General features: G+C 63.2%; 20 protein-coding genes. 10 read left to right on the top strand and 10 right to left on the bottom strand.

Going from position 1 to position 21,235, the window contains the following annotated elements; genetic code table 11:
* Window positions 1-15 precede the first annotated feature (15 nt).
* Window positions 16-690 carry a GntR family transcriptional regulator gene (locus tag V1288_RS20955; RefSeq protein WP_334358845.1) on the bottom strand — a complete coding sequence of 225 codons (675 nt, stop codon included), beginning with the start codon at window positions 688-690 and terminating at the stop codon, window positions 16-18.
* Between the two features lie 192 nt (window positions 691-882).
* Here V1288_RS20955 and V1288_RS20950 point away from each other — a divergent pair, with 192 nt between their 5' ends.
* The 5 genes from V1288_RS20950 to V1288_RS20930 are packed head-to-tail and all read left to right on the top strand — an operon-like array spanning window position 883 to window position 4,947.
* On the top strand, window positions 883-1,890 hold the full coding sequence (locus V1288_RS20950) for a TRAP transporter substrate-binding protein (protein WP_334358844.1): 1,008 nt from the start codon (window positions 883-885) through the stop codon (window positions 1,888-1,890).
* 27 nt (window positions 1,891-1,917) lie between these two features.
* Window positions 1,918-2,433, top strand: coding sequence for a TRAP transporter small permease (locus V1288_RS20945; protein ID WP_442894038.1), 516 nt, complete (start codon window positions 1,918-1,920; stop codon window positions 2,431-2,433).
* Window positions 2,434-2,460: 27 nt separating this feature from the next.
* On the top strand, window positions 2,461-3,741 hold the full coding sequence (locus V1288_RS20940) for a TRAP transporter large permease subunit (protein ID WP_334358842.1): 1,281 nt from the start codon (window positions 2,461-2,463) through the stop codon (window positions 3,739-3,741).
* A 54-nt stretch (window positions 3,742-3,795) separates the two neighbouring features.
* Window positions 3,796-4,272, top strand: a complete 477-nt coding sequence (locus V1288_RS20935) for a type II 3-dehydroquinate dehydratase (protein WP_334358841.1) — start codon at window positions 3,796-3,798, stop codon at window positions 4,270-4,272.
* Between the two features lie 15 nt (window positions 4,273-4,287).
* The gene (locus V1288_RS20930; RefSeq protein WP_334358840.1) at window positions 4,288-4,947 is read left to right on the top strand and encodes a hypothetical protein; all 660 of its coding nucleotides are present in this window, start codon (window positions 4,288-4,290) and stop codon (window positions 4,945-4,947) included.
* A gap of 623 nt (window positions 4,948-5,570) precedes the next feature.
* Here the strand turns inward: V1288_RS20930 and V1288_RS20925 are convergent.
* Genes V1288_RS20925 through V1288_RS20910 form a run of 4 tightly spaced genes read right to left on the bottom strand, consistent with a single transcriptional unit; the run spans window position 5,571 to window position 9,682 of the window.
* Window positions 5,571-7,082, bottom strand: coding sequence for a tripartite tricarboxylate transporter permease (locus V1288_RS20925; RefSeq protein ID WP_334358839.1), 1,512 nt, complete (start codon window positions 7,080-7,082; stop codon window positions 5,571-5,573).
* Window positions 7,083-7,103: 21 nt separating this feature from the next.
* On the bottom strand, window positions 7,104-7,646 hold the full coding sequence (locus V1288_RS20920; RefSeq protein WP_334358838.1) for a tripartite tricarboxylate transporter TctB family protein: 543 nt from the start codon (window positions 7,644-7,646) through the stop codon (window positions 7,104-7,106).
* 60 nt (window positions 7,647-7,706) lie between these two features.
* Window positions 7,707-8,810 carry an S-methyl-5-thioribose-1-phosphate isomerase gene (gene mtnA / locus V1288_RS20915; RefSeq protein ID WP_334358837.1) on the bottom strand — a complete coding sequence of 368 codons (1,104 nt, stop codon included), beginning with the start codon at window positions 8,808-8,810 and terminating at the stop codon, window positions 7,707-7,709.
* Window positions 8,807-9,682 (bottom strand): S-methyl-5'-thioadenosine phosphorylase, encoded by an 876-nt coding sequence (locus tag V1288_RS20910; protein WP_334358836.1) that lies wholly within the window; start codon window positions 9,680-9,682, stop codon window positions 8,807-8,809. Before V1288_RS20910 ends, mtnA begins: the two co-directional genes overlap by 4 nt.
* A gap of 91 nt (window positions 9,683-9,773) precedes the next feature.
* Between V1288_RS20910 and V1288_RS20905 the strand changes: the two genes are divergently transcribed.
* Window positions 9,774-10,424 carry a class II aldolase/adducin family protein gene (locus V1288_RS20905; protein ID WP_334358835.1) on the top strand — a complete coding sequence of 217 codons (651 nt, stop codon included), beginning with the start codon at window positions 9,774-9,776 and terminating at the stop codon, window positions 10,422-10,424.
* Window positions 10,425-10,432: 8 nt separating this feature from the next.
* On the opposite strand, the gene V1288_RS20900 is transcribed toward V1288_RS20905, so the two are convergent.
* On the bottom strand, window positions 10,433-11,410 hold the full coding sequence (locus V1288_RS20900) for a Bug family tripartite tricarboxylate transporter substrate binding protein (protein ID WP_442894037.1): 978 nt from the start codon (window positions 11,408-11,410) through the stop codon (window positions 10,433-10,435).
* A gap of 684 nt (window positions 11,411-12,094) precedes the next feature.
* On the opposite strand from V1288_RS20900, the gene V1288_RS20895 reads away from it, so the two are divergent.
* Complete coding sequence (locus tag V1288_RS20895) at window positions 12,095-12,424, top strand: hypothetical protein (RefSeq protein ID WP_334358833.1); 330 nt, start codon at window positions 12,095-12,097, stop codon at window positions 12,422-12,424.
* A 50-nt stretch (window positions 12,425-12,474) separates the two neighbouring features.
* Here V1288_RS20895 and V1288_RS20890 read toward each other — a convergent pair whose 3' ends face one another.
* The 3 genes from V1288_RS20890 to V1288_RS20880 all read right to left on the bottom strand — a co-directional run bounded on the left by V1288_RS20890 (window position 12,475) and on the right by V1288_RS20880 (window position 15,853).
* The gene (locus V1288_RS20890; RefSeq protein WP_334358832.1) at window positions 12,475-13,272 is read right to left on the bottom strand and encodes an enoyl-CoA hydratase/isomerase family protein; all 798 of its coding nucleotides are present in this window, start codon (window positions 13,270-13,272) and stop codon (window positions 12,475-12,477) included.
* 36 nt (window positions 13,273-13,308) lie between these two features.
* Entirely contained in the window at window positions 13,309-14,508 is a 1,200-nt protein-coding gene (locus V1288_RS20885) for a pyridoxal-phosphate-dependent aminotransferase family protein (protein WP_334358831.1), read from the bottom strand.
* Between the two features lie 142 nt (window positions 14,509-14,650).
* A complete protein-coding gene (locus V1288_RS20880; protein WP_442893971.1) occupies window positions 14,651-15,853 on the bottom strand; it encodes a pyridoxal-phosphate-dependent aminotransferase family protein in 1,203 nt (400 codons plus the stop codon).
* A 121-nt stretch (window positions 15,854-15,974) separates the two neighbouring features.
* Between V1288_RS20880 and V1288_RS20875 the strand changes: the two genes are divergently transcribed.
* The 3 genes from V1288_RS20875 (at window position 15,975) to V1288_RS20865 (ending at window position 20,204) form a co-directional block, all read left to right on the top strand.
* A complete protein-coding gene (locus V1288_RS20875) occupies window positions 15,975-16,706 on the top strand; it encodes a GntR family transcriptional regulator (RefSeq protein ID WP_334358830.1) in 732 nt (243 codons plus the stop codon).
* A gap of 98 nt (window positions 16,707-16,804) precedes the next feature.
* A complete protein-coding gene (locus V1288_RS20870) occupies window positions 16,805-19,747 on the top strand; it encodes an FAD-binding and (Fe-S)-binding domain-containing protein (RefSeq protein WP_334358829.1) in 2,943 nt (980 codons plus the stop codon).
* 28 nt (window positions 19,748-19,775) lie between these two features.
* Complete coding sequence (locus V1288_RS20865; RefSeq protein WP_334358828.1) at window positions 19,776-20,204, top strand: GlcG/HbpS family heme-binding protein; 429 nt, start codon at window positions 19,776-19,778, stop codon at window positions 20,202-20,204.
* Window positions 20,205-20,363: 159 nt separating this feature from the next.
* On the opposite strand, the gene V1288_RS20860 is transcribed toward V1288_RS20865, so the two are convergent.
* Window positions 20,364-20,930 (bottom strand): hypothetical protein, encoded by a 567-nt coding sequence (locus V1288_RS20860; protein ID WP_334358827.1) that lies wholly within the window; start codon window positions 20,928-20,930, stop codon window positions 20,364-20,366.
* Window positions 20,931-21,235 lie beyond the last annotated feature (305 nt).

The following is a 21,235-nucleotide window of genomic DNA, read 5'->3' as shown; positions in this document are numbered from 1 at the left end:
GTGAAGCTTGCGCCCCTACTTCAGCACCGCCGTTGCCAGCGCGTGCTCCACGCAATTGCTCACATGGGCGCGCAGCGTTTCGGCCGCCGTCGCGGCGTCACGCTTCAGTGCCGCCTCGAGCAGCGCCCTGTGCTGGGCGGCCGGTTCGCTGCCGCGGTAGCTGAACGCGACCATCTGGTAACGGAAATATTTGTCGAACACCAAGGCATGCGTCTCCATCAGCATGCGCGAACCGCAATTGGAGATCAGCGCCTGATGGAATTCGCCGTCATAGCGCTTCCATTGCTCGAGCTCGCCGAGGCCGGTTTCCATCAGCCGCTCGGTTGACGCCAGCTTGTGATGGGCGGAGACCACGCGCCCTTCCCACTCGACATCTGCATTGGCAAACGACACGCCCATCGCATGCTGCTCCAGCAGCAGCCGAAGTTCCGCAAGCTCCCGCAAGTTTTCGGCGGAGATCGGCGCTACCTCAAAACCCCGCCTGCCCTCGGCCAGCGCAAAACCCTCCGCTGCCAGCCGGTTGAGGATTTCGCGCAACGTCGAGACGCTGACGCCGTAGTCCTCCTTGAGGCCTTCGAGCCTAAGCTTCTGTCCCGGGCGGAGCCGGCCGAACACGATGTCGGTGCGGATGCGGCGATAGCCGTCATCGCCGACTGCTTCCTGCCCTTCCGATCGTTCGATCAGTGTCATTTGCCAATCCATGCGCGGGAGCCAACCGGCAACTGCCATGTCAGCCGATTCCGCTCAAGCGGCTTCGTTTATCCTATATAGTCCATTTCCTATGATGACAACTAAATTATATTTTGACTTTACTTTTATCATATGAATACTCCCCTCACCGCGACGTCAAGAAGATCGCGAACCAACGGGGGAGAAACCGCCATGCGGATCGGATTGCTGTGCGCTGCCGTCAGCGTTTGCGCGCTCTTGGGAACATCGGCTTCCGCCCAGGTGCAGGAACGCACCATCCGCTGGGGCCACCTCAACAACACCGACCACCCGATCAGCTTTGGCGTGAAGAAGTTCGCCGAGGTGCTGGCGGCCAAGAGCGGCGGCAAGCTGAGGATCCGCGAGTTTCCAGCGTCCCAGCTCGGCAACGAGATGCAGCAGCAATCGGCGGTGCGCGGCGGCACGCAGGAAATCCTCTCGGCGTCGACCACATCGCTCGCCAGCGTGGTCAAGGATCTCGGCCTGTTTGATTTCCCCTTCACCGTCAGCACGTTCGAGCAGGCGGAGGCGCTGGCCCAGGGCGCGTTCGGCAAGGCCATGCTCGAGTTGCTGCCAGAGAAAGAGCTGATCGGTCTCGGCTACTGGGGCCTCGGCTTTCGCAACGCCACCAACAGCAGCCGCCCCATCGCGAAGGTCGAGGATTTCTCCGGGCTGAAGCTGCGCGTGATCCCGAACCCGGTCTATCTCGAGACCTTCAAGGCGCTGAAGGCGAATCCGGTGCCGATGGCGTTCGGCGAACTGTACACCGCGCTGGAAAACAAGACCGTCGACGGCCAGGAGAATCCCTACAGCGTCATCCTGTCCAACAAGTTCTACGAAGTGCAGAAATACGTCTCGGCCACCAACCACACTTTTACGCAGAACATCATCATCATCAGCAAGAAGTTCTGGGACGGCCTGTCGGCCGAAGAGCAGAAGATGCTGCGCGACAGTTTTGCCGAGACGCGCGAGTACCAGCGCGACCAGACCAGGCTCGCCGGCGACAAGGCGCTGGATGACCTGAAAGCCAAGGGCATGCAGTTCAACGAGATCGCGCCGGCCGAATACGCCCGCATGCAGGACGCCACCAAACCTGTCGTCGAAAAATTCTCGGCCGAATATGATCCCGCGCGGGTAAAGCTCTTCTCCAGCGAGCTGGCACGCATCCGCGGCGCCAGGTAGGCCGCCGAGAAAACCGCCATGGGCGCCATCGAACGGCTGATCGACCTCTACTGCCGGCTGCTCAAGGTCGCGATCGCGGTCTGCCTCGCCGCGATGGTCGTACTGGTCTTCACCAACGTCGTGCTGCGCTATGTCTTCAATTCAGGGATCGCGACATCAGAGGAACTGTCGCGCTGGCTATTGGTCTGGCTGACCTTCCTCGGCGCCATCGTGGCGCTGCGCCAGCATGCTCATCTCGGCGTCGACATGGTGGTCCGCGCGCTCCCGCCGCGCGGAAAACTCGCCTGCTTCCTGCTGAGCTATCTCCTGATGCTCTACGTCGACGCGCTGCTGACGCTCGGAAGCTGGAAACAGGCGGTGCTGACCTTCGGCGACACCGCCCCCGCGTCGGGCATTTCGGTCGGGCTGTTCTTCTATTTCTCCGGGCTCGTGTTCGGCGTCTCGGCGGCCGTGATCCTGCTCGTCGATCTGGTGCGGGTGCTGGACGGATCGGCCTCCGAGGAAGACCTGATCCTGGTGAAGGAAACCGATGAGCACACGTGATCATCACCTGAAGACACGGAGCCGGGCGTGACGCTCGCGGTCTTTACCTTCTCCCTGCTCGGCGCGATGGCGCTGGGCATGCCGATTGCGTTTGCGCTGATCGTCTGCGGCGTCGCGCTGATGTATTCGCTCGATATTTTCGACTCGCAGATCGTCGCCCAGAACATCATCAACGGCGCAGACAGTTTTCCCCTGATGGCCGTGCCGTTCTTCATGCTGGCCGGCGAGGTCATGAACCGCGGCGGGCTGGCCAGGCGAATCGTCAACGTGGCGCTCGCCCTGGTCGGCCACATCAAGGGCGGCCTCGGCTACGTCACCATCCTCGCCTCCTGCGTGCTCGCCTCGCTGTCGGGTTCCGCGGCAGCGGACGCCGCGGCGCTGGCGGCGCTGCTTGTCCCCATGATGGTCGCGGCCGGCCACCGCAAGATGTATGCGGCGGGCCTCGTCGCCGCCGGCGGCATCATCGCGCCCGTGATCCCGCCGAGCATCGGCTTCGTGCTGTTTGGCGTCGCCGGCGGCGTCTCGATCTCAAAACTGTTCCTGGCCGGCATCTTCCCCGGCCTGATGCTCGGCGCCGGGCTGTGTCTCGCCTGGTGGTGGGTCGCGCGTCAGGAGAATGTCGAAAGCCCGCAGCGCAAATCGCTCCGCGAGATCGCCTGGGCCTTCGTCGACGGCTTTTGGGCCTTGATGCTGCCCGCGATCATCATCGTGGGGCTGCGGTTCGGCGTGTTTACGCCGACCGAGGCCGCCGTTGTCGTCGCCGTCTACGCGCTGTTTGTCGCGACCTGCATCTACCGCGAGCTCAAGATCGGCGATCTCTACGAAGTTTTCGTCTCGGCCGCGCTCAGCACCAGCATCGTCATGTTCCTGGTGGCGGCCGCGCTGGTATCGTCCTGGCTCATCACGGTGTCCGAAATCGCCACCCAGATCGTCGACCTCGCTCGTCCCTTCATGGGCAACCAGACCCTGCTGATGCTCGCGATCATGGTGCTGGTCGTCATCGTCGGCACCGCGCTCGACATGGCGCCGACCATCCTGATCCTCACGCCGATCCTGATGCCGATCGTCAAGCAGGCTGGTATCGACCCGGTCTATTTCGGCGTGCTCTTCATCATCAACAATGCGATCGGCCTGATCACCCCGCCGGTCGGCGTCGTCCTCAACGTGGTCTGCGGCGTGTCGCGCATCAGCATGGAGGAGATCATCAAGGGCGTCTGGCCCTTCCTGATCGCTCAACTGGTTGTTCTGTTCCTCATGGTGCTGTTTCCGTCTGTTGTCACCGTGCCGGCAAAATGGTTCGGCGGCTGACATGTGGCTGCGATCGGCTACACTGCCCCGTCAGTATCCCGTGAAAGGCATTCCATGCGCATCATGATCCTCAATGGCCCGAACCTGAACATGCTCGGCATCCGCGAGCCACACATCTATGGCTCGACCACGCTCGACGCCATCAAGGCTTCCTGCGAGGAGTTCGCCGCTTTCGCCGGCGCGGAGCTGACGTTCCACCAGTCGAACCACGAGGGCGCGCTGGTCGATCTCATCCAGTCTGCACGCACCGCGGCCGACGCGCTGATCATCAACCCGGCCGCCTACTCCTTCACGTCGATTGCGATGTTCGACGCCATGAAGATTTTTGAAGGCCCGATCTACGAGGTGCACATCTCCAACATCCACGCCCGCGATGAGCTGCACCGGCACTCCAAGCTTTCGGCCGCGGTGAAAGGCGTGATCGCTGGCCTCGGGCCCTACGGTTACATCGTCGCCATGCAGGCCGCACTGCAGGGCGCCGGCCAGTTGCCGGCGTCGCTGCCGGTGGCCGTGCGCGTCGGTCCCAAATGACGGATGGAGCCTGACATGCAAGGAGCCGGTTACCTCGCTATCTGGAGCGATCTGGCGCCGCAGGACGAGACCGACTGGGCGCACTGGATCACGCGCGAACATGCCGCCGAGCGGGTCGGCGTCAATGGCTTCCTGGCGTGCCGCATCTTCCGCGCGCTGGGCGCGTCGGTGAACCGCTACTTCATCCTCTACGAACTCGAGGATGAACGCGTCGTCGGCGGGGCGGACTATCTGGCGCGGCTGAACGCGCCGACGCCGTGGTCGCAGCGCATCATGCCCAAGCTCGGCAATTTCGCGCGCGGCGGCGGCCGTATCGCAGCTTCAGCCGGCACAGGCCAGGGCGGCATCGTCGCTCCCCTGCGCCTCGATGCGGCGCCGTCCTGGGGCGCCGCCACGCTCGTCGCGGAGTTGGCTCGCCTCGACCGCATCATCGCCGCGCGGGTCCTGCTCACCGACATTGCGCAGACCTCGATCAAGACCCGCGAGATGGGCATGCGCGCCAACGACGGCTCGTTCGCCGCCCTGCTGCTGATCGAGGGATTGGACGAAGCCGCGGTCCGCGCCGCACTCCACCATTTGCGCAAGACGCTGCCTGCCGAGGACCACGCCGGCATCGACAGCCTGCCGCTTTATCGGCTCGCTTTCAGCCTGCCAAAGCGGCTATTGCCGAGTTGACGACATATGTGACCTCGCACGTGACTGCACGACGGGCAAATCACTTCTGATTTTCAGAAATCGCGTCAAGCCCAGGAATGAAAAATATTTCGCTTTCGTTCTCACCCAAATCAGCAGCATAACTCCGCCTGTCTCACCCGATTGAGGGGCGCTCGCGATCGTCACGAACGTGCGGTGAGATGCGATGGACGCTGATGGCGCGCTAGACGTACGCGCCGGAGGCGTACGGCGAAGTCGTGTGGTTCGGACGCCGCGGTGCTGGCGTTAAGTTGCGCGGAAGTTCTGCGTAACGATGGTGGCAAAAGAGCCGTTCACCAGGGAGAGCACGAAGTAAGCCGTAAAGCCATTGCGCAGGGAAGGCCGGAATGCTCCCGCTGCCCTGTATGCTCGTGTGCAGTTTTGTTTGCGCAAATCGCACGCGAGACCGCGGGTGCAGCAAGCACCCGGTCTTCCCTGCGCCCTCTATTTCGAAGAGGGCCAAACGAAGATGCAAACCTCGGGCAGATCGTGCCGCGAGAGCGATAATGTATGTCCAGCCGTCATTGCGAGCGCAGCGAAGCAATCCACTTCTCCACTTGCGGCGCGATGGATTGCTTCGCTGCGCTCGCAATGACGAACTGCAACTACGCCTTCGCCGGCCGCAACATGCGGGTGACGCTGCCGAACGCCTTGTCGATGACGGGCCAGAACAACAGCACGATCGCAAGCGTCGTGATCGAACCAACGAGACCGTTGGACCAGAACACCTTCAGGTCGCCGCCGGCACCGATCATCGACAGACGGAACGCGTCCTCGGCGCGGTTGCCGAGCACGAGCGCCAGCGTGAACGGCGCCAGCGGGATGCCGATTTTTTTGAAGACGTAGCCGACCACGCCAAACCCCAGCATCAGCCAGATGTCGAACATCGCGTTCTGGATCGCGTAGGCGCCGATCGCGCAGGACACCACGATCATCGGCGCGACGGCCGCGAACGGCACCCGCAGGATCGAAGCAAAGATCGGCACCGTCGTCAGCACCAGCACGAGACCGACGACATTGCCGAGATACATCGACGCAATCAGGCCCCAGACAAAATCCTTGTGCTCAACGAACAGCAACGGACCCGGATTGAGGCCCCACACCATCAGCCCGCCGAGCAGGATCGCGGCAGTGCCGGAGCCGGGAATGCCGAGCGCGAGCATCGGCAGCAGCGCTGCGGTGCCGGAGGCATGCGCCGCGGTTTCCGGTGCAAACACGCCCTCGATGCGACCCTTGCCAAAACTGTCCTGGTCCTTGGAGAAGCGCTTGGCGAGGTTGTAGCCCATGAAGGAGGCCGCGATCGCACCGCCCGGCGTGATACCGAGCCAGCAGCCGATGAACGAGGAGCGAAACAGCGTCACCCAGTATTTCGGCAGGTCCTTCCAGACCGAGAGCACGACGCGCAGGGAGATTCCGGCGGCGTGGCCGCGCAGCGCAAGCCGCTCCTCCATGGTGAGCAGGATTTCGCTGATGCCGAACAGGCCGATCACCGCGACCAGAAAATTGACGCCGCGCAGCAGCTCCGCCGAACCGAAGGTCATGCGCAACTGGCCGGACACGGTGTCCATGCCGATGCCGGCGAGCAACAGGCCGAGCGACATCGAAATCACCGTCTTGTGCTTGGCCTCGCGGCCGAGCCCGACAAACGAGCAGAAGGTCAAAAGATACACCGCGAAGAATTCCGGCGGCCCGAATTTCAGCGCGAAGGAGGAGATCATCGGCGCCAGGAAGGTGATCAGCATCACCGCGACCAGCGAGCCGATGAAGGACGAGGTGAAGGCCGCGGTCAGCGCCTCCGCCGCCCTGCCCTGCTGCGCCATCGGATAGCCGTCGAAGGTGGTTGCGACCGACCAGGCCTCGCCGGGGATGTTGAACAGGATCGAGGTAATGGCGCCGCCGAACAGCGCGCCCCAATAGATGCAGGACAGCATCACGATCGCCGAGGTCGGATCCATCGTGAAGGTCAGCGGCAGCAGGATCGCCACGCCGTTGGGGCCGCCGAGCCCCGGCAGCACGCCGACGAAAATGCCGAGGACCAGCCCGAGCATCATCAGCAAAAGCGTCTTCCAGGTCAGCAGCACGGCAAAACCGTGCATCAAGAGGCCCAAGGCTTCCATCAGATCAATCCCACCGACCCGTTAGCGGCCGAGCGCCGCTTCGAGCGGGCCCTTCGGCATGATGACGTCGAAAGCGATGTCGAAGGTCACGAACATCACGGCGGTGAAGACGAAGGCAGTGAGCAAGGACTTCCACAGCGCGATCTTGCCGACCATGCGCATGAAACCGGCGATCAGAAAGAAGCTCGCGACATAGAGCCCGAGGAACTGCATGGCGAGGCAGAACAGCACCGTCGGCACGAACACTGCCATCACGCGGCGAAGCTGTGCCCGGGTCACGAAGGCCTCGGAAGCTTCCTTGCGCGAAAGGAATGCGGCGACGAGGCCATAGAGGCTCGCGCCACCGAGGATGACCGAGAGATAGAACGGAAAGTATCCGGACTGCGGGCCGGTCGATTCCCAGCCGGCTCCCGTGCGCCAGTTGTCGTAACCAAGTGTGAGCGCGAGCGCGAACAACAGGAGGCAGACGACGACGTCGGTTGCGCGAACGCTCGTCACCGCAGGCGAATTGGCCTCGGGCGCGGTCGGATCCTCGACGACGATTTCGATGTCGGTGTTGGACATGGCGACGGTGACCCCCGATACGACAGACCTGAACGGGGATACGTGCCGGTGCCGCCGGCGTCAATGTCCCGCGCTGCGCTCCGGGAATGCGCTCGCAAGTGCAGCACGTTCGGGACGCAGCAGGCCGCGTTCGGTGATCAGTCCCGTCACCAGCCGCGCCGGCGTGACGTCGAAGGCGTAATTGGCCACAGGCGTGCCCTCGGGAACCACACGCACGGTCTCGACGCGCCCATCTACAGTGCGGCCGGTCATGGTCGCCACCTCCTCGGTGCTGCGCTGTTCGATCGGAATCTGCCGGATGCCGTCGTCGATACTAAAATCGATGGTGGGCGACGGCAGTGCAACATAGAACGGCACGCCATTGTCATGGGCGGCGAGCGCCTTCAGGTATGTGCCGATCTTGTTGCAGACGTCGCCACTGGCAGTCACCCGGTCGGTACCGACGATCGCGAGATCGACCATGCGGTGCTGCATCAGGTGGCCGCCGGTGTTGTCGGCGATCACCGTATGCGGCACGCCGTGATGGCCGAGTTCCCATGCAGTCAGCGAAGCGCCCTGATTGCGCGGCCGGGTTTCGTCGACCCAGACATGGACCTTCAGGCCGCTATCATGCGCGAGGTAGATCGGGGCCGTCGCCGTGCCCCAGTCCACCGTCGCGAGCCAGCCGGCGTTGCAATGGGTCAGGATGTTGACCGGCTCGCCTGGCTGCTTCGCGGCCGCGATCTGTTCGATCAGCGCCAGACCATGCCGGCCGATCCCCTGGTTGATCGCGACGTCCTCTTCGGCGATTTCGCCGGCGCGCCGGTAGGCCGCCGTGACGCGTTCGGACGCCGGCAGCGGCCGAAGCAAACGCGCCATCTCGTCGAGCGCCCATTTCAAATTGACCGCGGTCGGCCGCGCTGCCAGCAGCATGGCATAGCCGCGTCCGAGCGCCGCATCGGAAGCATCCGCCCGCATCGCGAGTGCCATGCCGTAAGCCGCGGTGGCGCCGATCAGTGGCGCGCCGCGCACCAGCATGGAACGGATGGCCTCGGTCGCGTCCTCGGCGGTTGCGATGCGCGCCACCACGAATTCATGCGGCAGCCGGCGCTGGTCGATCGCGCCGACCGTCCAGCCATCGTCCTCGAGCCAGATGCTGCGAAAATGTCGGCCGTCGACCTTCATGCGTTCAACACCCTGCCCGCCACCGCATCGAGCTTGGCGAGCAACCTGACATCGCGCGCTTCCGGCGCCGTGATCAAGGCGGTGTCGAGCGCCTTGTCCGAACCGATAGGACACGGCTCATGCTCGCGCGGGAAATCCCTGGCGAGGCGCGCAACGAGCGCCTTGGCCCTGCCGGCATTCGAGTTCAGCACGCGAATGATGTCCTGCACGGTGACCGCGTCATGCTGAGGATGCCAGCAATCGAAATCGGTGACCATCGCCACGCTGGCATAGCAGATCTCGGCCTCGCGGGCGAGTTTGGCCTCGGGCATGTTGGTCATGCCGATCACCGAATAGCCCTGCGCCTTATATGTCAGGCTCTCCGCGAGCGTCGAGAATTGCGGACCTTCCATGCACAGATAGGTGCCGCCCTGCACTGCCATGATGCCCTCGGCCTTGGCGGCCGCCACGAGATGCACGTGCAGCCGCGGCGACACCGGATGGGCCATCGAGACATGGGCAACGCAGCCCCTGCCGAAAAACGAACTCTCGCGCTTGTACGTGCGATCGACGAACTGATCGACCAGCACGAAGGTGCCGGGCGGCAGTTCCTCCCGGAACGACCCGCAGGCCGAGAGCGAAACCAGATCGGTAACCCCCGCCCGCTTCAGCACGTCGATATTGGCGCGGTAGTTGATGTCCGAGGGCGAGAGCACATGTCCCTTGCCGTGCCGCGGCAGGAACACGACCGGCAGCCCGGCGAGGACGCCGCGCGTCAGGGCTGCGGATGGCTCGCCCCATGGGCTCTCGATCGTCTCCTCGCGGACGTCCTCCAGCCCCGGCAGGTCGTAGATGCCGGATCCGCCGATGATGCCAAGCACGGCACGCGTCATGACGTCTCCCAGTCAGGATTTCACCAAAGACGTTCGACTATACTGCGGCGCAATAATCAAGCATTGTCGCGCGGTTGCAAGGGGTCTCAAAATGCCGACCACGAAGGACCGGGAAAAGCGCCAGTCGATCATCGATGCCTGCCGCAGCATGAATGCGCTCGGCATCAATCAGGGGACGTCAGGAAATATCAGCCTGCGCCACGGCAAGGGCCTGCTGATCACGCCGACCAGCACGCCCTACGAGGCGATGCAGCCCGAACAGATCGTATTCATGGGCCTGGACGGCTCGCACGATCCCGCCCAGCGGCCGTCGAGCGAATGGCGATTTCACCTCGATATCCTGAGAGCCCGGCCCGAAGTCAATGCGGTGGTCCATGCCCACCCGACCTATTCGACGATCCTCGCCATCATGGGCCTGGAAATCCCGCCGATCCACTACATGATCGCATGTGCCGGCGGCGACACCATCCGTGTCGCGCCCTATGCGACCTTCGGCACGCAGGAGCTTTCGGAGCACGCCGTGCGCGCGCTGGAAGGCCGGCAGGCCTGCCTGCTGGAGCACCACGGCATGATTGCGGTGGGCGCATCGCTCTCGAAAGCGATGTGGCTTGCCGTCGAAGTCGAAACGCTGGCCCGGCAATATCACGGCTGCCTGCAGATCGGGACGCCGCGGCTGCTGCCGAAGGCCGAGGTCGAAAACGTTCTCGGCAGGATCGCAGGATACGGTCCTGCCGACAAATAACGATCGACCTATTTCGCGACGAAGCCCGCTTCGTTCATCAGCGAGGTGTTGAGCTTGTCGTCCTCCTCGAGGAATTTCAGCATGTCCTTGCCGGTGAGGAAGATCGGCTTGAGCGCCTGCTTTTCCATATAATCCTTGTACTCCGCCGTCTGCGTCACCTTCTGGAACAGATCGACGTAGAACGCCTGCTGTTCCGGCGTCACCTTGCCGGGCAGGAACATCGCGCGCAGCATCAGATACTGCACGTCGAGTCCCTCCTCCTTGCAGGTCGGGACGTCGTTCCAGGATTGGGTCTCGGTGACCTTGGTCTTGTAGGAGATGCGCTCCTTGTCGAACACGCACAGCGCGCGGACCTGACCGGCGCGCCAGACTTCCAGATTCTCGGAAGGGTTATTGACGTTGGCCTCGGTGTGCTTGCCGACCAGTTGCGTCGCCGCCTCGCCGCCGGACTTGTACGGCAGATAGGAGAATTTCGCGCCGGTCTTCTGCTCCATGAACACGGTCAGCACGTGGTCCTCGCGCTTGGAGCCGGTGCCACCCATCTTGAACGGCGAATTGGCCACCTTCGCCGCCGCGATGAAGTCCTTCACCGTTTTCGGTCCCTCGGCATTGTCCCACAGCACGAACTGGTCGAGGGCGACCACCGAAACCGGCGTGAGGTCACGCCAGTTGAAGGGGATCTTGGCCGACAGCGGCAGCATGTAGATCAGCGAATAGGCGATCAGCACCTTGTTGGGATCGCCATCGCTGGACTTCATGTACATCAGCGCCTCGGCACCCGACGCCCCGCCCTTGAGCGATACAACCATCGGCTGCTTCATCAGGTTGTTCTTCTGAATCGCCGCCTGCATCATCCGCGCCATCTGGTCGGACGCCCCGCCCGCACCGGCCGCAACCACGATTTCGACCGGCTTGGTCGGCTCCCAGGCGGCAAGCGCCGGGCTGCTTGCGATCATGGCCGTCAAGGCGGCCGCGGCTTTCAGCATCTGTCCCACGTGTTTCATCCCTATGTATTTGCAAGACTTTGTAAAATCAGACTTGGCTGGCGTCACATCTTGCGAGCGAACCGACCGGAGTTCAAGCTGCACCGCAAATGTGCCGCCTATGACTTTTGCATGAGGCGCCAATCCTTCCCGCAGGAAGCCCATCGCTACCCGCAGCCGATTCAATCTCGCCGCTTTTCCGTTGCATGGCTGTGAGTGGGCTCATTTAATGCACGCTACAAGGAAAATCAGGAGGAGGAGCTGAATGAGAAGGATTTTGATGGCTGTCCTCGTGGGCACGGCCCTGACGCTTGTGGGGTGTGGACGGGATCCAGGACCGAAGGGCGATGCCGGCCCTCAAGGACCAGCCGGGCCGCAGGGGGCGCAGGGCGTGCAAGGCGTAGCCGGCGCTCAAGGGCAACAGGGTCCCCAAGGGCCGCAGGGACCGCAGGGTGCGCCCGGCGCAAAGGGCGATCCCGGACCGGCTGGTGCTTCCATCAGGTCGGTTCAGGCCAGCGGCGAGGTCAACTGCGATGCAAGCGAAAATCTGGTGTCGGTGTTCTGTCCGTCTGGCGGCGCACCGGATGGCGCCAAGTGCGCCACCGCTCCTGCCATTGGTCTTTGCCTCAAAAAGCCGTAGCCATCCTATTGTGCTGCGGTCCGGCGATGACGCGCTGACGAGGAAACATGAAGGCGTTCGCGATTGGTTTGGTCCTGGCTTGTCTTTCGACCGCCGCGGACGCCGGCTCCTCAATCATCGGTGCGGGCTCTCAAACCTGCACGGCGTGGACCAACCGCAAAAAGAATGCGGTCGTCAAAGGAAGCTTTGAATCCTGGCTGGTTGGATTCATCAGCGGCCTGAACATCAGCGGCGAGCGCGACATGGTGGGTGGCGGCGACTTTGACGCGATCATTGCGTGGATGGATCAACGTTGCCTCATAACCCCTTCAGACAGAATAGGTATCGCGGCGCTCGACCTGGGCATGGAACTGGCAAAAAAGGCTGCCAAACCATAGCGCAAGGGCCAGGTGTGGTCGCTTCAAGCGTGATCGCTTGCCCCGTTCGGCTACTTGCCCTTCCAGTTCGGCGAGCGCTTGTTGAGGAAAGCGTCCATTCCCTCGCGGAAGTCCTCGCTCATATAGGCGCGCAGGATCAGGTCTTCGCCTTCGTCGCGGGTCAACGTCCGCCGGATGCGGCGCACCGCCTCCTTGGTGACTTCGAGCGTGATCGGCGCATGGCTGGCGACGAGCTTCGCGGTTTCGTCGGCGCGACGCTGCAGCGTCGCGACATCGGGGACCACTTCATTGAGCAGCCCGAGCGCCAGCGCTTCCGGCGCCTCGACCAGCCGCGCCTTGAAGATCAGGTCCTTGGTCCGTGCGGGGCCGACCAGCGAAACCAGCCTGGAGATGTTCGACATCGACAGGCAATTGCCGAGCGTGCGCGCGATCGGAAAACCCATCCGCGTCGCCTCGGTGCCGATGCGGATATCGCAGCACGCCGCGATCCCCGCGCCGCCACCAGTGCAGGCGCCGGCAATCGCCGCGATCGTCGGCACCCGACATGCTTCCAGTGCGCCGAGCACGCGATCGATACGCGCTTCATAGTCCAGCGCATCCTGCGCAGTCTTGAAGGCGCGGAACTGCGAGATGTCGGTGCCCGACGCAAACGCCTTGTCGCCGGCGCCGGTCAGGATCATCGCCTTGATCGAGCGATCATTGTTGACGGTTTCGCAGATCGCCGCCATTTGCTCGTACATGGCAAAGGTCAGCGCATTGCGCGCCTGCGGACGATTGAACGTCAGCCGGGCGATGCCGTCCTCGACGGAATAAATCAGGTCTTCGGTCGAAGCCACCGGAGCGTTCATCGCGGCTCTCTCTGTTGTTGTTTCGGTCAAGCGATCTCAGGCGACGGCGGCCTTCGGCATCGATACGACGTCGCGCCCCTTGAGCACTTCCATGGCCGCCAGCACGCCGCCGCCGCGGTGCGGCACCTTGGCGAGATCGAGGCCCATCTCGACGCCCGACAACGTGCCCATCAGCATCAGGTCATTGAAGTGTCCGATGTGACCGATCCGGAACACCTTGCCCTTGATCTTGTTCAGGCCGGTGCCGAGCGACATGTCGAAATTTTCCAGCACGACTTTACGGAAATTGTCGGCGTCATGGCCTTCCGGCATCACCACGCCGGTCAGCGCGGGTGAGTGCGCGCCCTGCTCCTGGCATTGCGTTTCCAGGCCCCACACCTTGGCGGCGGCGCGCGTCGCGGCGCTGTGACGCTTGTGCCGGGCGAAGACATTCTCCAGCCCCTCTTCCTCGAGCATCTTGACCGCTTCGCGCAAGCCGAACAGCAGATTGGTCGCCGGCGTATAGGGCCAGGTGCCCGCCTTGTTGATGGCAATGACTTCCTGCCAGTCCCAATAGGAGCGCATCGCGGGGTTCGCCTTCGCTACCGCAAGCGCCTTTTCCGAGATGGCGTTGAAGCCGAGGCCCGGCGGCAGCATCAGGCCCTTCTGAGAACCTGCGACCGACACATCGATGCCCCAGGCATCGTGCTCATATTCCAGCGATCCGAGGCCAGAGATGGTGTCGACCATCAAGAGCGCAGGATGGTTTACGCGGTCAAGAATCTTGCGGACGTCCAGCGGATGGGTGACGCAGCCGGTCGAGGTCTCGTTGTGAACCACGCACACGGCCTTGATCTTGTGCGCCTTGTCGGCCGACAGCCGCGCCTCGATCTGCTCGAGGTCGGCGCCGTGACGCCAGTCACCGGGCAGGAAATCAACCTCGAGCTTGAATTTTTCTGCGATGCCGCGCCACAGCACGGCGAACTGCCCTGTCTCCGCCATCAGTACCTTGTCGCCGGGCTGCAGCGTGTTGACGAGGGCCGCTTCCCATGCGCCGGTCCCGGACGACGGGTAGATGATCACCGGCTGCTTGGTACGAAATACCCGCTGCATGGCAGCCAGCACGGCATGACCGACCTCGGCGAACTCGGGACCCCGGTGGTCCATGGTCGGCATATCCATCGCACGCAGCACCCGGTCCGGCACGTTGGTCGGTCCCGGAATCTGCAGAAAATGCCTTCCAGTATGCACGGTCATGGGCGTCCTTCCCGGTATTGCCTTGGCGTTTCGAGCCGCTCGATATCACCATTTGGCGGGCTTGTCGCCCGCCGGACGCAGCACGTCAATGCATAAGGAGCAGGGCCGGAGCGGCGCCCCCCGGGCAGGCGCGAGTTGCCGGCTAGCTGCCGACGACCTTGAGATGCGCCGGGGAATTGCCTTGCGGACGCTGCTCCAGATACTTCATCGCGGCATCGACGCCTCCGGAACGGTGCGGAACGCCCGCGACCGACAAGCCCATCTCCACGCCGGTCAGAGCTCCGAGCAGCGTGAGCTCGTTGCATTCGCCGAGATGGCCGATGCGAAACACCTTGCCCGCGACCTTCGACAGGCCCGCCCCGAGCGACATGTTGTAGTTGTCGAGCACGACCTGACGGAATTGATCGGCGTCGTGGCCCGGCGGCATCAGCACGGCGGTCAGCACGGGCGAATACTCCTGGGGTTCCTGGCACAGCACCTCGAGCCCCCAATGATTGACCGCGGCACGCGTCGCTGCGGCGAGCCGCTGGTGACGCGCGAACACATTGTCTAGTCCCTCTTCCAGCAGCATCGCGATCGCCTCGCGCAGCCCGTACAGCAGGTTTGTCGCCGGCGTATACGGGAAGAAGCCCTTCGCGTTCGGCTTCAGCATTTCCTCCCAGTCGAAGTACGAGCGCGGCATCCGGTTGGTTCTGGCGGCGGCGCGGGCCTTCTCCGAGATCGCGTTGAAGCCCAGGCCGGGCGGCAGCATGAAGCCCTTTTGCGAGCAACTGACGCTGACATCGACCTTCCATTCGTCATGTCGGTAGTCGACCGACCCGAGCGAGGAGATGGTGTCGACCATCAACAAAGCGGGATGTCCGGTCCGGTCGATCGCGGCGCGGATGTCGGCGATACGGCTTGTGGCGCCGGTCGACGTCTCGTTATGGACGATCATCACCGCCTTGATCGCGTGCGCGGCATCCTCCGCCAGCCTGGCCTCGATCTGGGCGGGGTCGGCGCCGCGACGCCAATCGCCGGCGATGAAATCGACCTCGATCCCGAAGCGGCCCGCCATCTGGCGCCACAGGGTCGCAAAGTGGCCGGTCTCCGCCATCAGGACGTTGTCGCCGGGCGAAAGCGTATTGACGATCGCCGCCTCCCAGGCGCCCGTCCCGGACGACGGGAAGATCATCACCGGTCCGGTGGTTTGGAAAATCCTTTGGCTGCCCTCCAGCACCGCCCGCCCGAGCTCGGCGAACCGGGCGCTGCGGTGATCGATCACGGGCATGTCCATGGCGCGAAGAACCCGGTCGGGGACCGGGCTTGGCCCTGGAATCTGCAGAAAATGCCGTCCTTGCCGCATGAACAACCTCCCAAAAGTGCCCCGAGAGCCATTTTGCATTCATTTTTTGTCTTTTCAATCTAATTTTGGTATTCGATTTAGGTCGTCGACGCCGCAGATTCCGCAAACTACTGTTATGCAAATGAAATCCACGATTCCCGAAGCCGGGGTGCCGATCGCCCAGTCCGACCGCCAGGAGGCCTCGCTGCACGGCGAAATCCTGCTGCGGCTTCGCGATTACGTCGTCGAAGGCAACATCCCAGAGGGTGCACGCGTTCCGGAACGGCAGCTCTGCGAGATGCTTGGAATCTCCAGGACGCCGCTGCGCGAGGCGCTCAAGGTCCTGGCTGCGGAGGGCTTGATCGAACTCCTGCCCAACCGCGGCGCCCGCGTGCGCCAGCTTGGCGCGCGGGATCTGGAGGAGCTTTTCGACGTGATGGCCGGCCTGGAAAGCCTCGCCGGACGCCTTGCCTGCGAGGCCATCACGGACGAGGAAATCGCCGCGATCGAGCGGCTGCACTATGAAATGTACGGCCATTACCTCAACAGCGACATGCACGGCTATTTTCAGGTCAACCAGCGCATCCACGAGAGCATCGTTGCTGCCGCACGCAACGAGACCCTGCGCGCGGCCTATGCCAGCTTTGCCGGCCGGATCCGCCGCGTCCGCTATTCCGCCAATTTCGCGCGCAAGCGACAGCGATGGGGTGAGGCCATGCGCGAGCACGAAGCGATCCTGGATGCGCTGCGCCGCCGCGCGGCAAGCGAACTGAGCGACATCCTGTTCCAGCACTTGCGCAACAAGCGAACCGCCGCCATTGAACATCTGGCTGTGGCGCGGAGTGCCAGCACGGCTACGGCTGCGGGCAGCTAGCTTGCCGATTATGAATTCATAATGTAATTCGTCCTGTAAAAAGTGCATAATCCCGTTGAGGGGTTGCAACAGCCCTCTTGGATCACTTTGGATTTGGGATGAAAAACGCCTCAACGCTCGAGCGACGCCTGCGGTCAAACATGACTGGCGACGTGTTCTTCGATGCCTTCAACCGCGGCCGCTATGCCACCGATGCCTCGTTCTACCAGATCATGCCGGCGGGCGTCGTGGCGCCCCGCAGCATGGACGAGGCCCTTAAGGCGCTTGCCATTTGCCGTGACGACGGCCTAATCGTCACTCCGCGCGGCGGCGGCACCTCGCAATGCGGCCAGACCGTCAACGAGGGAATCATTGTCGACTTCTCCAAGCACCTGAATCGGATGCTTTCGCTCGACGTCGAGAACCGCACTTGCGTGGTCGAGCCCGGCATCGTGCTTGACGACCTCAACCGCCAGCTCAAAAAACACGGGCTGTGGTTTCCAGTCGACGTCTCCACCGCCTCGCGCGCCACCATCGGCGGCATGGCCGGCAATAATTCCTGCGGCGGCCGTTCGCTGCGTTACGGCACCATGCGCGACAATACGCTGTCGATGGATGCGGCACTTGCCGACGGCACGCGTCTGCATTTCGGCGAGGTGCCGCGGGATCTGGCGCAGGTGAATTCGCCGCAGAGCGGGCTTGCGCTATTCCGCGACATGCTCGATCTCGGCGAACGCGAGGCCGGCGAGATATCGGAGCGGTTTCCAAAAGTGCAGCGCCGCGTCGGCGGCTACAATCTCGATGCGCTGGTGCCGCGCAACGCGCCGAACAACATGGCCCATCTTCTGGTCGGCTCCGAAGGCACGCTGGCCTTCACCACGCAGGTCGAACTCAAGCTGTGGCCTGTGATCCGCAACAAGGCGCTGGGCGTCTGCCATTTCGGCAGTTTTTACGAAGCGATGGATGCGGCGCAGCATCTGGTGAAGCTGCGGCCGATCGCAGTGGAATTGGTCGACCGCACCATGATCGCGCTCGGCCGTGACATCGCGATGTTTCAGCCGATCATCGCGACCGCCGTGCGCGGCGATCCCGACGCGGTGCTGGTCGTGGAATTCGCCGAGGAAGATCAGGCCGAAAACCTGCATCGGCTGAAGCAGCTCGGCGAGCTGATGGCCGATCTCGGCTTTGGCTGGGACAAGCCGCAACGCAAATGGGGCGGCGTGGTTGAGATCACCGAGCCCGCATTGCAGACCGGGATCGCCGACTTCCGCGCCGCCGGCCTCAACGTGATGATGTCGATGAAGCAGGAGGGTAAGCCAGTCTCCTTTGTCGAGGATTGCGCGGTGCCACTGCCGCATCTCGCCGACTATACCGAACGGCTCAACGCCATCTTCGCCAGGCACGGAACGCGCGGCACCATGTATGCGCACGCCTCCGAAGGCTGCCTGCATGTGCGCCCCGTCCTCAATTTGAAGCTCGAAAAGGACGTCAAGGCGATGCGGGCCATCGCTGAAGAGACCTTCGAGATGGTGCGCGAGTACAAGGGCTCACACTCCGGCGAGCATGGCGACGGGCTGGTTCGTTCCGAGTTTCACGAAGCGATGTTCGGCTCCCGCATTGTTGCCGATTTCCGCGAGGTCAAGCAGCGCTTCGATCCGGACAATCTGCTCAATCCCGGCAAGATCGTCGATCCGCCCAAAATGGACGATCGTTCGTTGTTCCGCTATCGGCCGGACTATCGCATAGGCGAGTTGAAGACCGCGCTCGATTGGTCGGCCTATCCCGGCGCCGGCGGCGGCTTTCAGGGCGCGGTCGAGATGTGCAACAACAACGGCGCCTGCCGAAAACTCGAGGGCGGCGTGATGTGTCCGTCCTATCGCGCGACCCGCAATGAGAAGGATGTGACGCGAGGCCGTGCCAACACGCTGCGGCTGGCCATTTCTGGCCAGTTGGGCCCCGACGCGCTGGCCTCAGATGAAATGATGGATACGCTAAAACTCTGCGTATCCTGCAAGGCCTGCCGCCATGAATGCCCGACCGGCGTCGACATGGCCAAGATGAAGATCGAGGTGCTGGCAGCGCGCGCGGAGAAGCACGGCCTTTCGCTGCGCGACCGGCTGGTCGCCTATCTGCCGCGCTATGCGGATCTGGCCTCCCGCTTCGCTCCGCTCGCCAACTGGCGCAACAACAGTCCGCTATTGCGTGCGCTGTTCGAGAAACTTGCCGGCATCAGCGCGAAGCGCGCCCTGCCCGCGTTCCGGCGCGATGTGTTCAAGGCCGACGCCGAGGTATTTGGCCCCGCCAATGGCCGTGAGGTCGTGCTGTTCGCCGACACCTTCAACCGCGCCTATGAGCGCGAGAATCTCGATGCCGCCTTGCGGGTGCTGGTCGAGGGTGGGTATCGCGTTCACATTCCGCGACCCGTCGACCGCGCCCGTCCGCTGTGTTGCGGGCGGACATTCCTCTCGGCCGGTCTGGTCGAACAGGCGCGCAGCGAACTGGAGAGACTGGTCGCGACCTACGCGCCGTTCGCGGCGCGCGGCGTGCCGATCGTCGGATTGGAGCCGAGTTGCCTGCTGACGCTCCGCGACGAACTGCTCTCGCTCCGCTCGGACAATGATGCCAAGAGCGTCAGCGCGCATGCATTGTTGTTCGAGGAATTTCTGGTTCGCGAAGCGGAGGCCGGCTGCCTCAAGCTGCCGCTCGGCACTATCCAGGCAAAAGCGCTGGTTCACGGCCACTGCCATCAAAAATCATTCGGCGCGTTCAAGCCGGTCGAAAAAATACTGCGCCTCATTCCCGATCTCGGTGTCGAAACCGTCGAATCCAGTTGCTGTGGCATGGCCGGTGCGTTCGGCTATGGCGCCGACACCTATCAAGCCTCGATGGAAATGGCCGAGCTGTCGCTGCTGCCGGCGGTACGCCGCGCCGACGCTACCACGCTGATCGTTGCCGACGGCACCTCCTGCCGGCACCAGATCAAGGATGGCACGAACCGTGCAGCACTGCACGTCGCTCGGGTGCTCGCGATGAGTCTCGACAGCGCGCGGTCCAACCACTAATCCCACTCAATCGCAAAGGAACCCATTTATGGCCGAACTCACCCTCGACGTCGCCCGCAAGATCCTCGATGCCGCCCTTGCCAAGGGCGTCGAGAAGAAACTGAAGCCGCTGGTCATCACCATTCTGGATGCCCGCGGCTGTGTGAAGGTCACGGCGGCGCAGGATGGCACCAGCCTGATGCGGGCCGAAATCGCGCACGGCAAGGCCTATGGCGCGCTTGCGATGGGCATGGGATCGCGGGCGCTGTTCCAGCGCGCCCAGGAACAGGCCTATTTTGTCAGCGCGGTCAATGCGCTGGCGCAGGGACGTCTGGTGCCGGTGCCCGGCGGCGTACTGATCCAGGGTGGCGGCGGCCTGCTCGGCGCCGTCGGTGTCAGCGGCGACACATCGGACAATGACGAGGCCTGCGCCGTCGCAGGCATCGAAGCCGCCGGACTGAAGGCTAATGCAGGGTAGCGGTCGTCAGCTAGGTCGATGATTGATCCTGGCTGGCCGGCTCGCCGGTTGGCGGCAAGGGTTAGATGATCGAGCCGCATCTCCACTGCGGGGCTGTGTCTGATCTCGACCTCAGTGGCGATCTGTCTTCACGCGTTAAATCACTTCAAGCGCAAAACTTCACTCATCCAATTTCTTGCTCAGTTCAGGATTGAGCTTGTTCCGATCGACAGACTGATAGAACGTGATGGGTCTGCATTTTCCCTCGAAATCCGCGAGGACAATGGCTGTCCACGGACTCGTATTCTCGCCCGAACCGTCGCGGAGGTCCGGCATGACCTTGCGAGCAGCGATCACATACCAAGCGCGACCAGCCGCTGCGGCCTTCGCAGCCGCCGCAAACTCATCCAATATTCCGCGCAGATTTTTGCGCATTTCTTCTTCACTATCCCCGCGCAGGTATTTTCGAGACGACTTTCCCGCCTCTCCGTACTCATGATGAATGTTCAACTGCAGTCGGGCATCATCCACTTCGATCTTGGTGACCCGTATCGCGGCTCCGCCTTCGCGAAGATAGTCTCGCACCCGGACGTCGCAGGCCAAAAATCTGTCCGTGGGTGGCTGAGCGACGCTAGCTGCAGGGGAGACCGCGGCCTTCTTTTTTCGAGGAGCAGCATCCGCAGGCATCGTGGCGATGGCGGCACTGAGGAGCGCCGCGGCAAGCACGACCGGAAAAAGGGCATTCATGAGTGCGCTGCCAATGCTGTGCTTCTAAAACGCACTGGCCGCAGCGTTGGTTCCGCGGCCCGGAGCGGTGCTGAAGAGCCGGAGAAGCGGCGGGGCGCGCCATCGCACGGTTGCGCTCAGCCGTAGATGATCTCTTCGTTAGCGACGTAATCGGCCGCAAAGGCTTGGGCCGCCCGGATATTGTCGAGGGTCCTCCGCCCCGAACGCTCACGGGGCAATTGGTGACCAGCGGCGTCGCAAGAGCATAAGGGCGCCTATTCCCAGTGCTTTTCGCAGGCCTCTGGAAATCGAAATACCAACAAGAA

The sequence above is a fragment of the Bradyrhizobium sp. AZCC 2176 genome (genome assembly GCF_036924645.1).
Taxonomy (GTDB): domain Bacteria; phylum Pseudomonadota; class Alphaproteobacteria; order Rhizobiales; family Xanthobacteraceae; genus Bradyrhizobium.
This window is presented reverse-complemented; position numbering and strand designations above follow the sequence as displayed.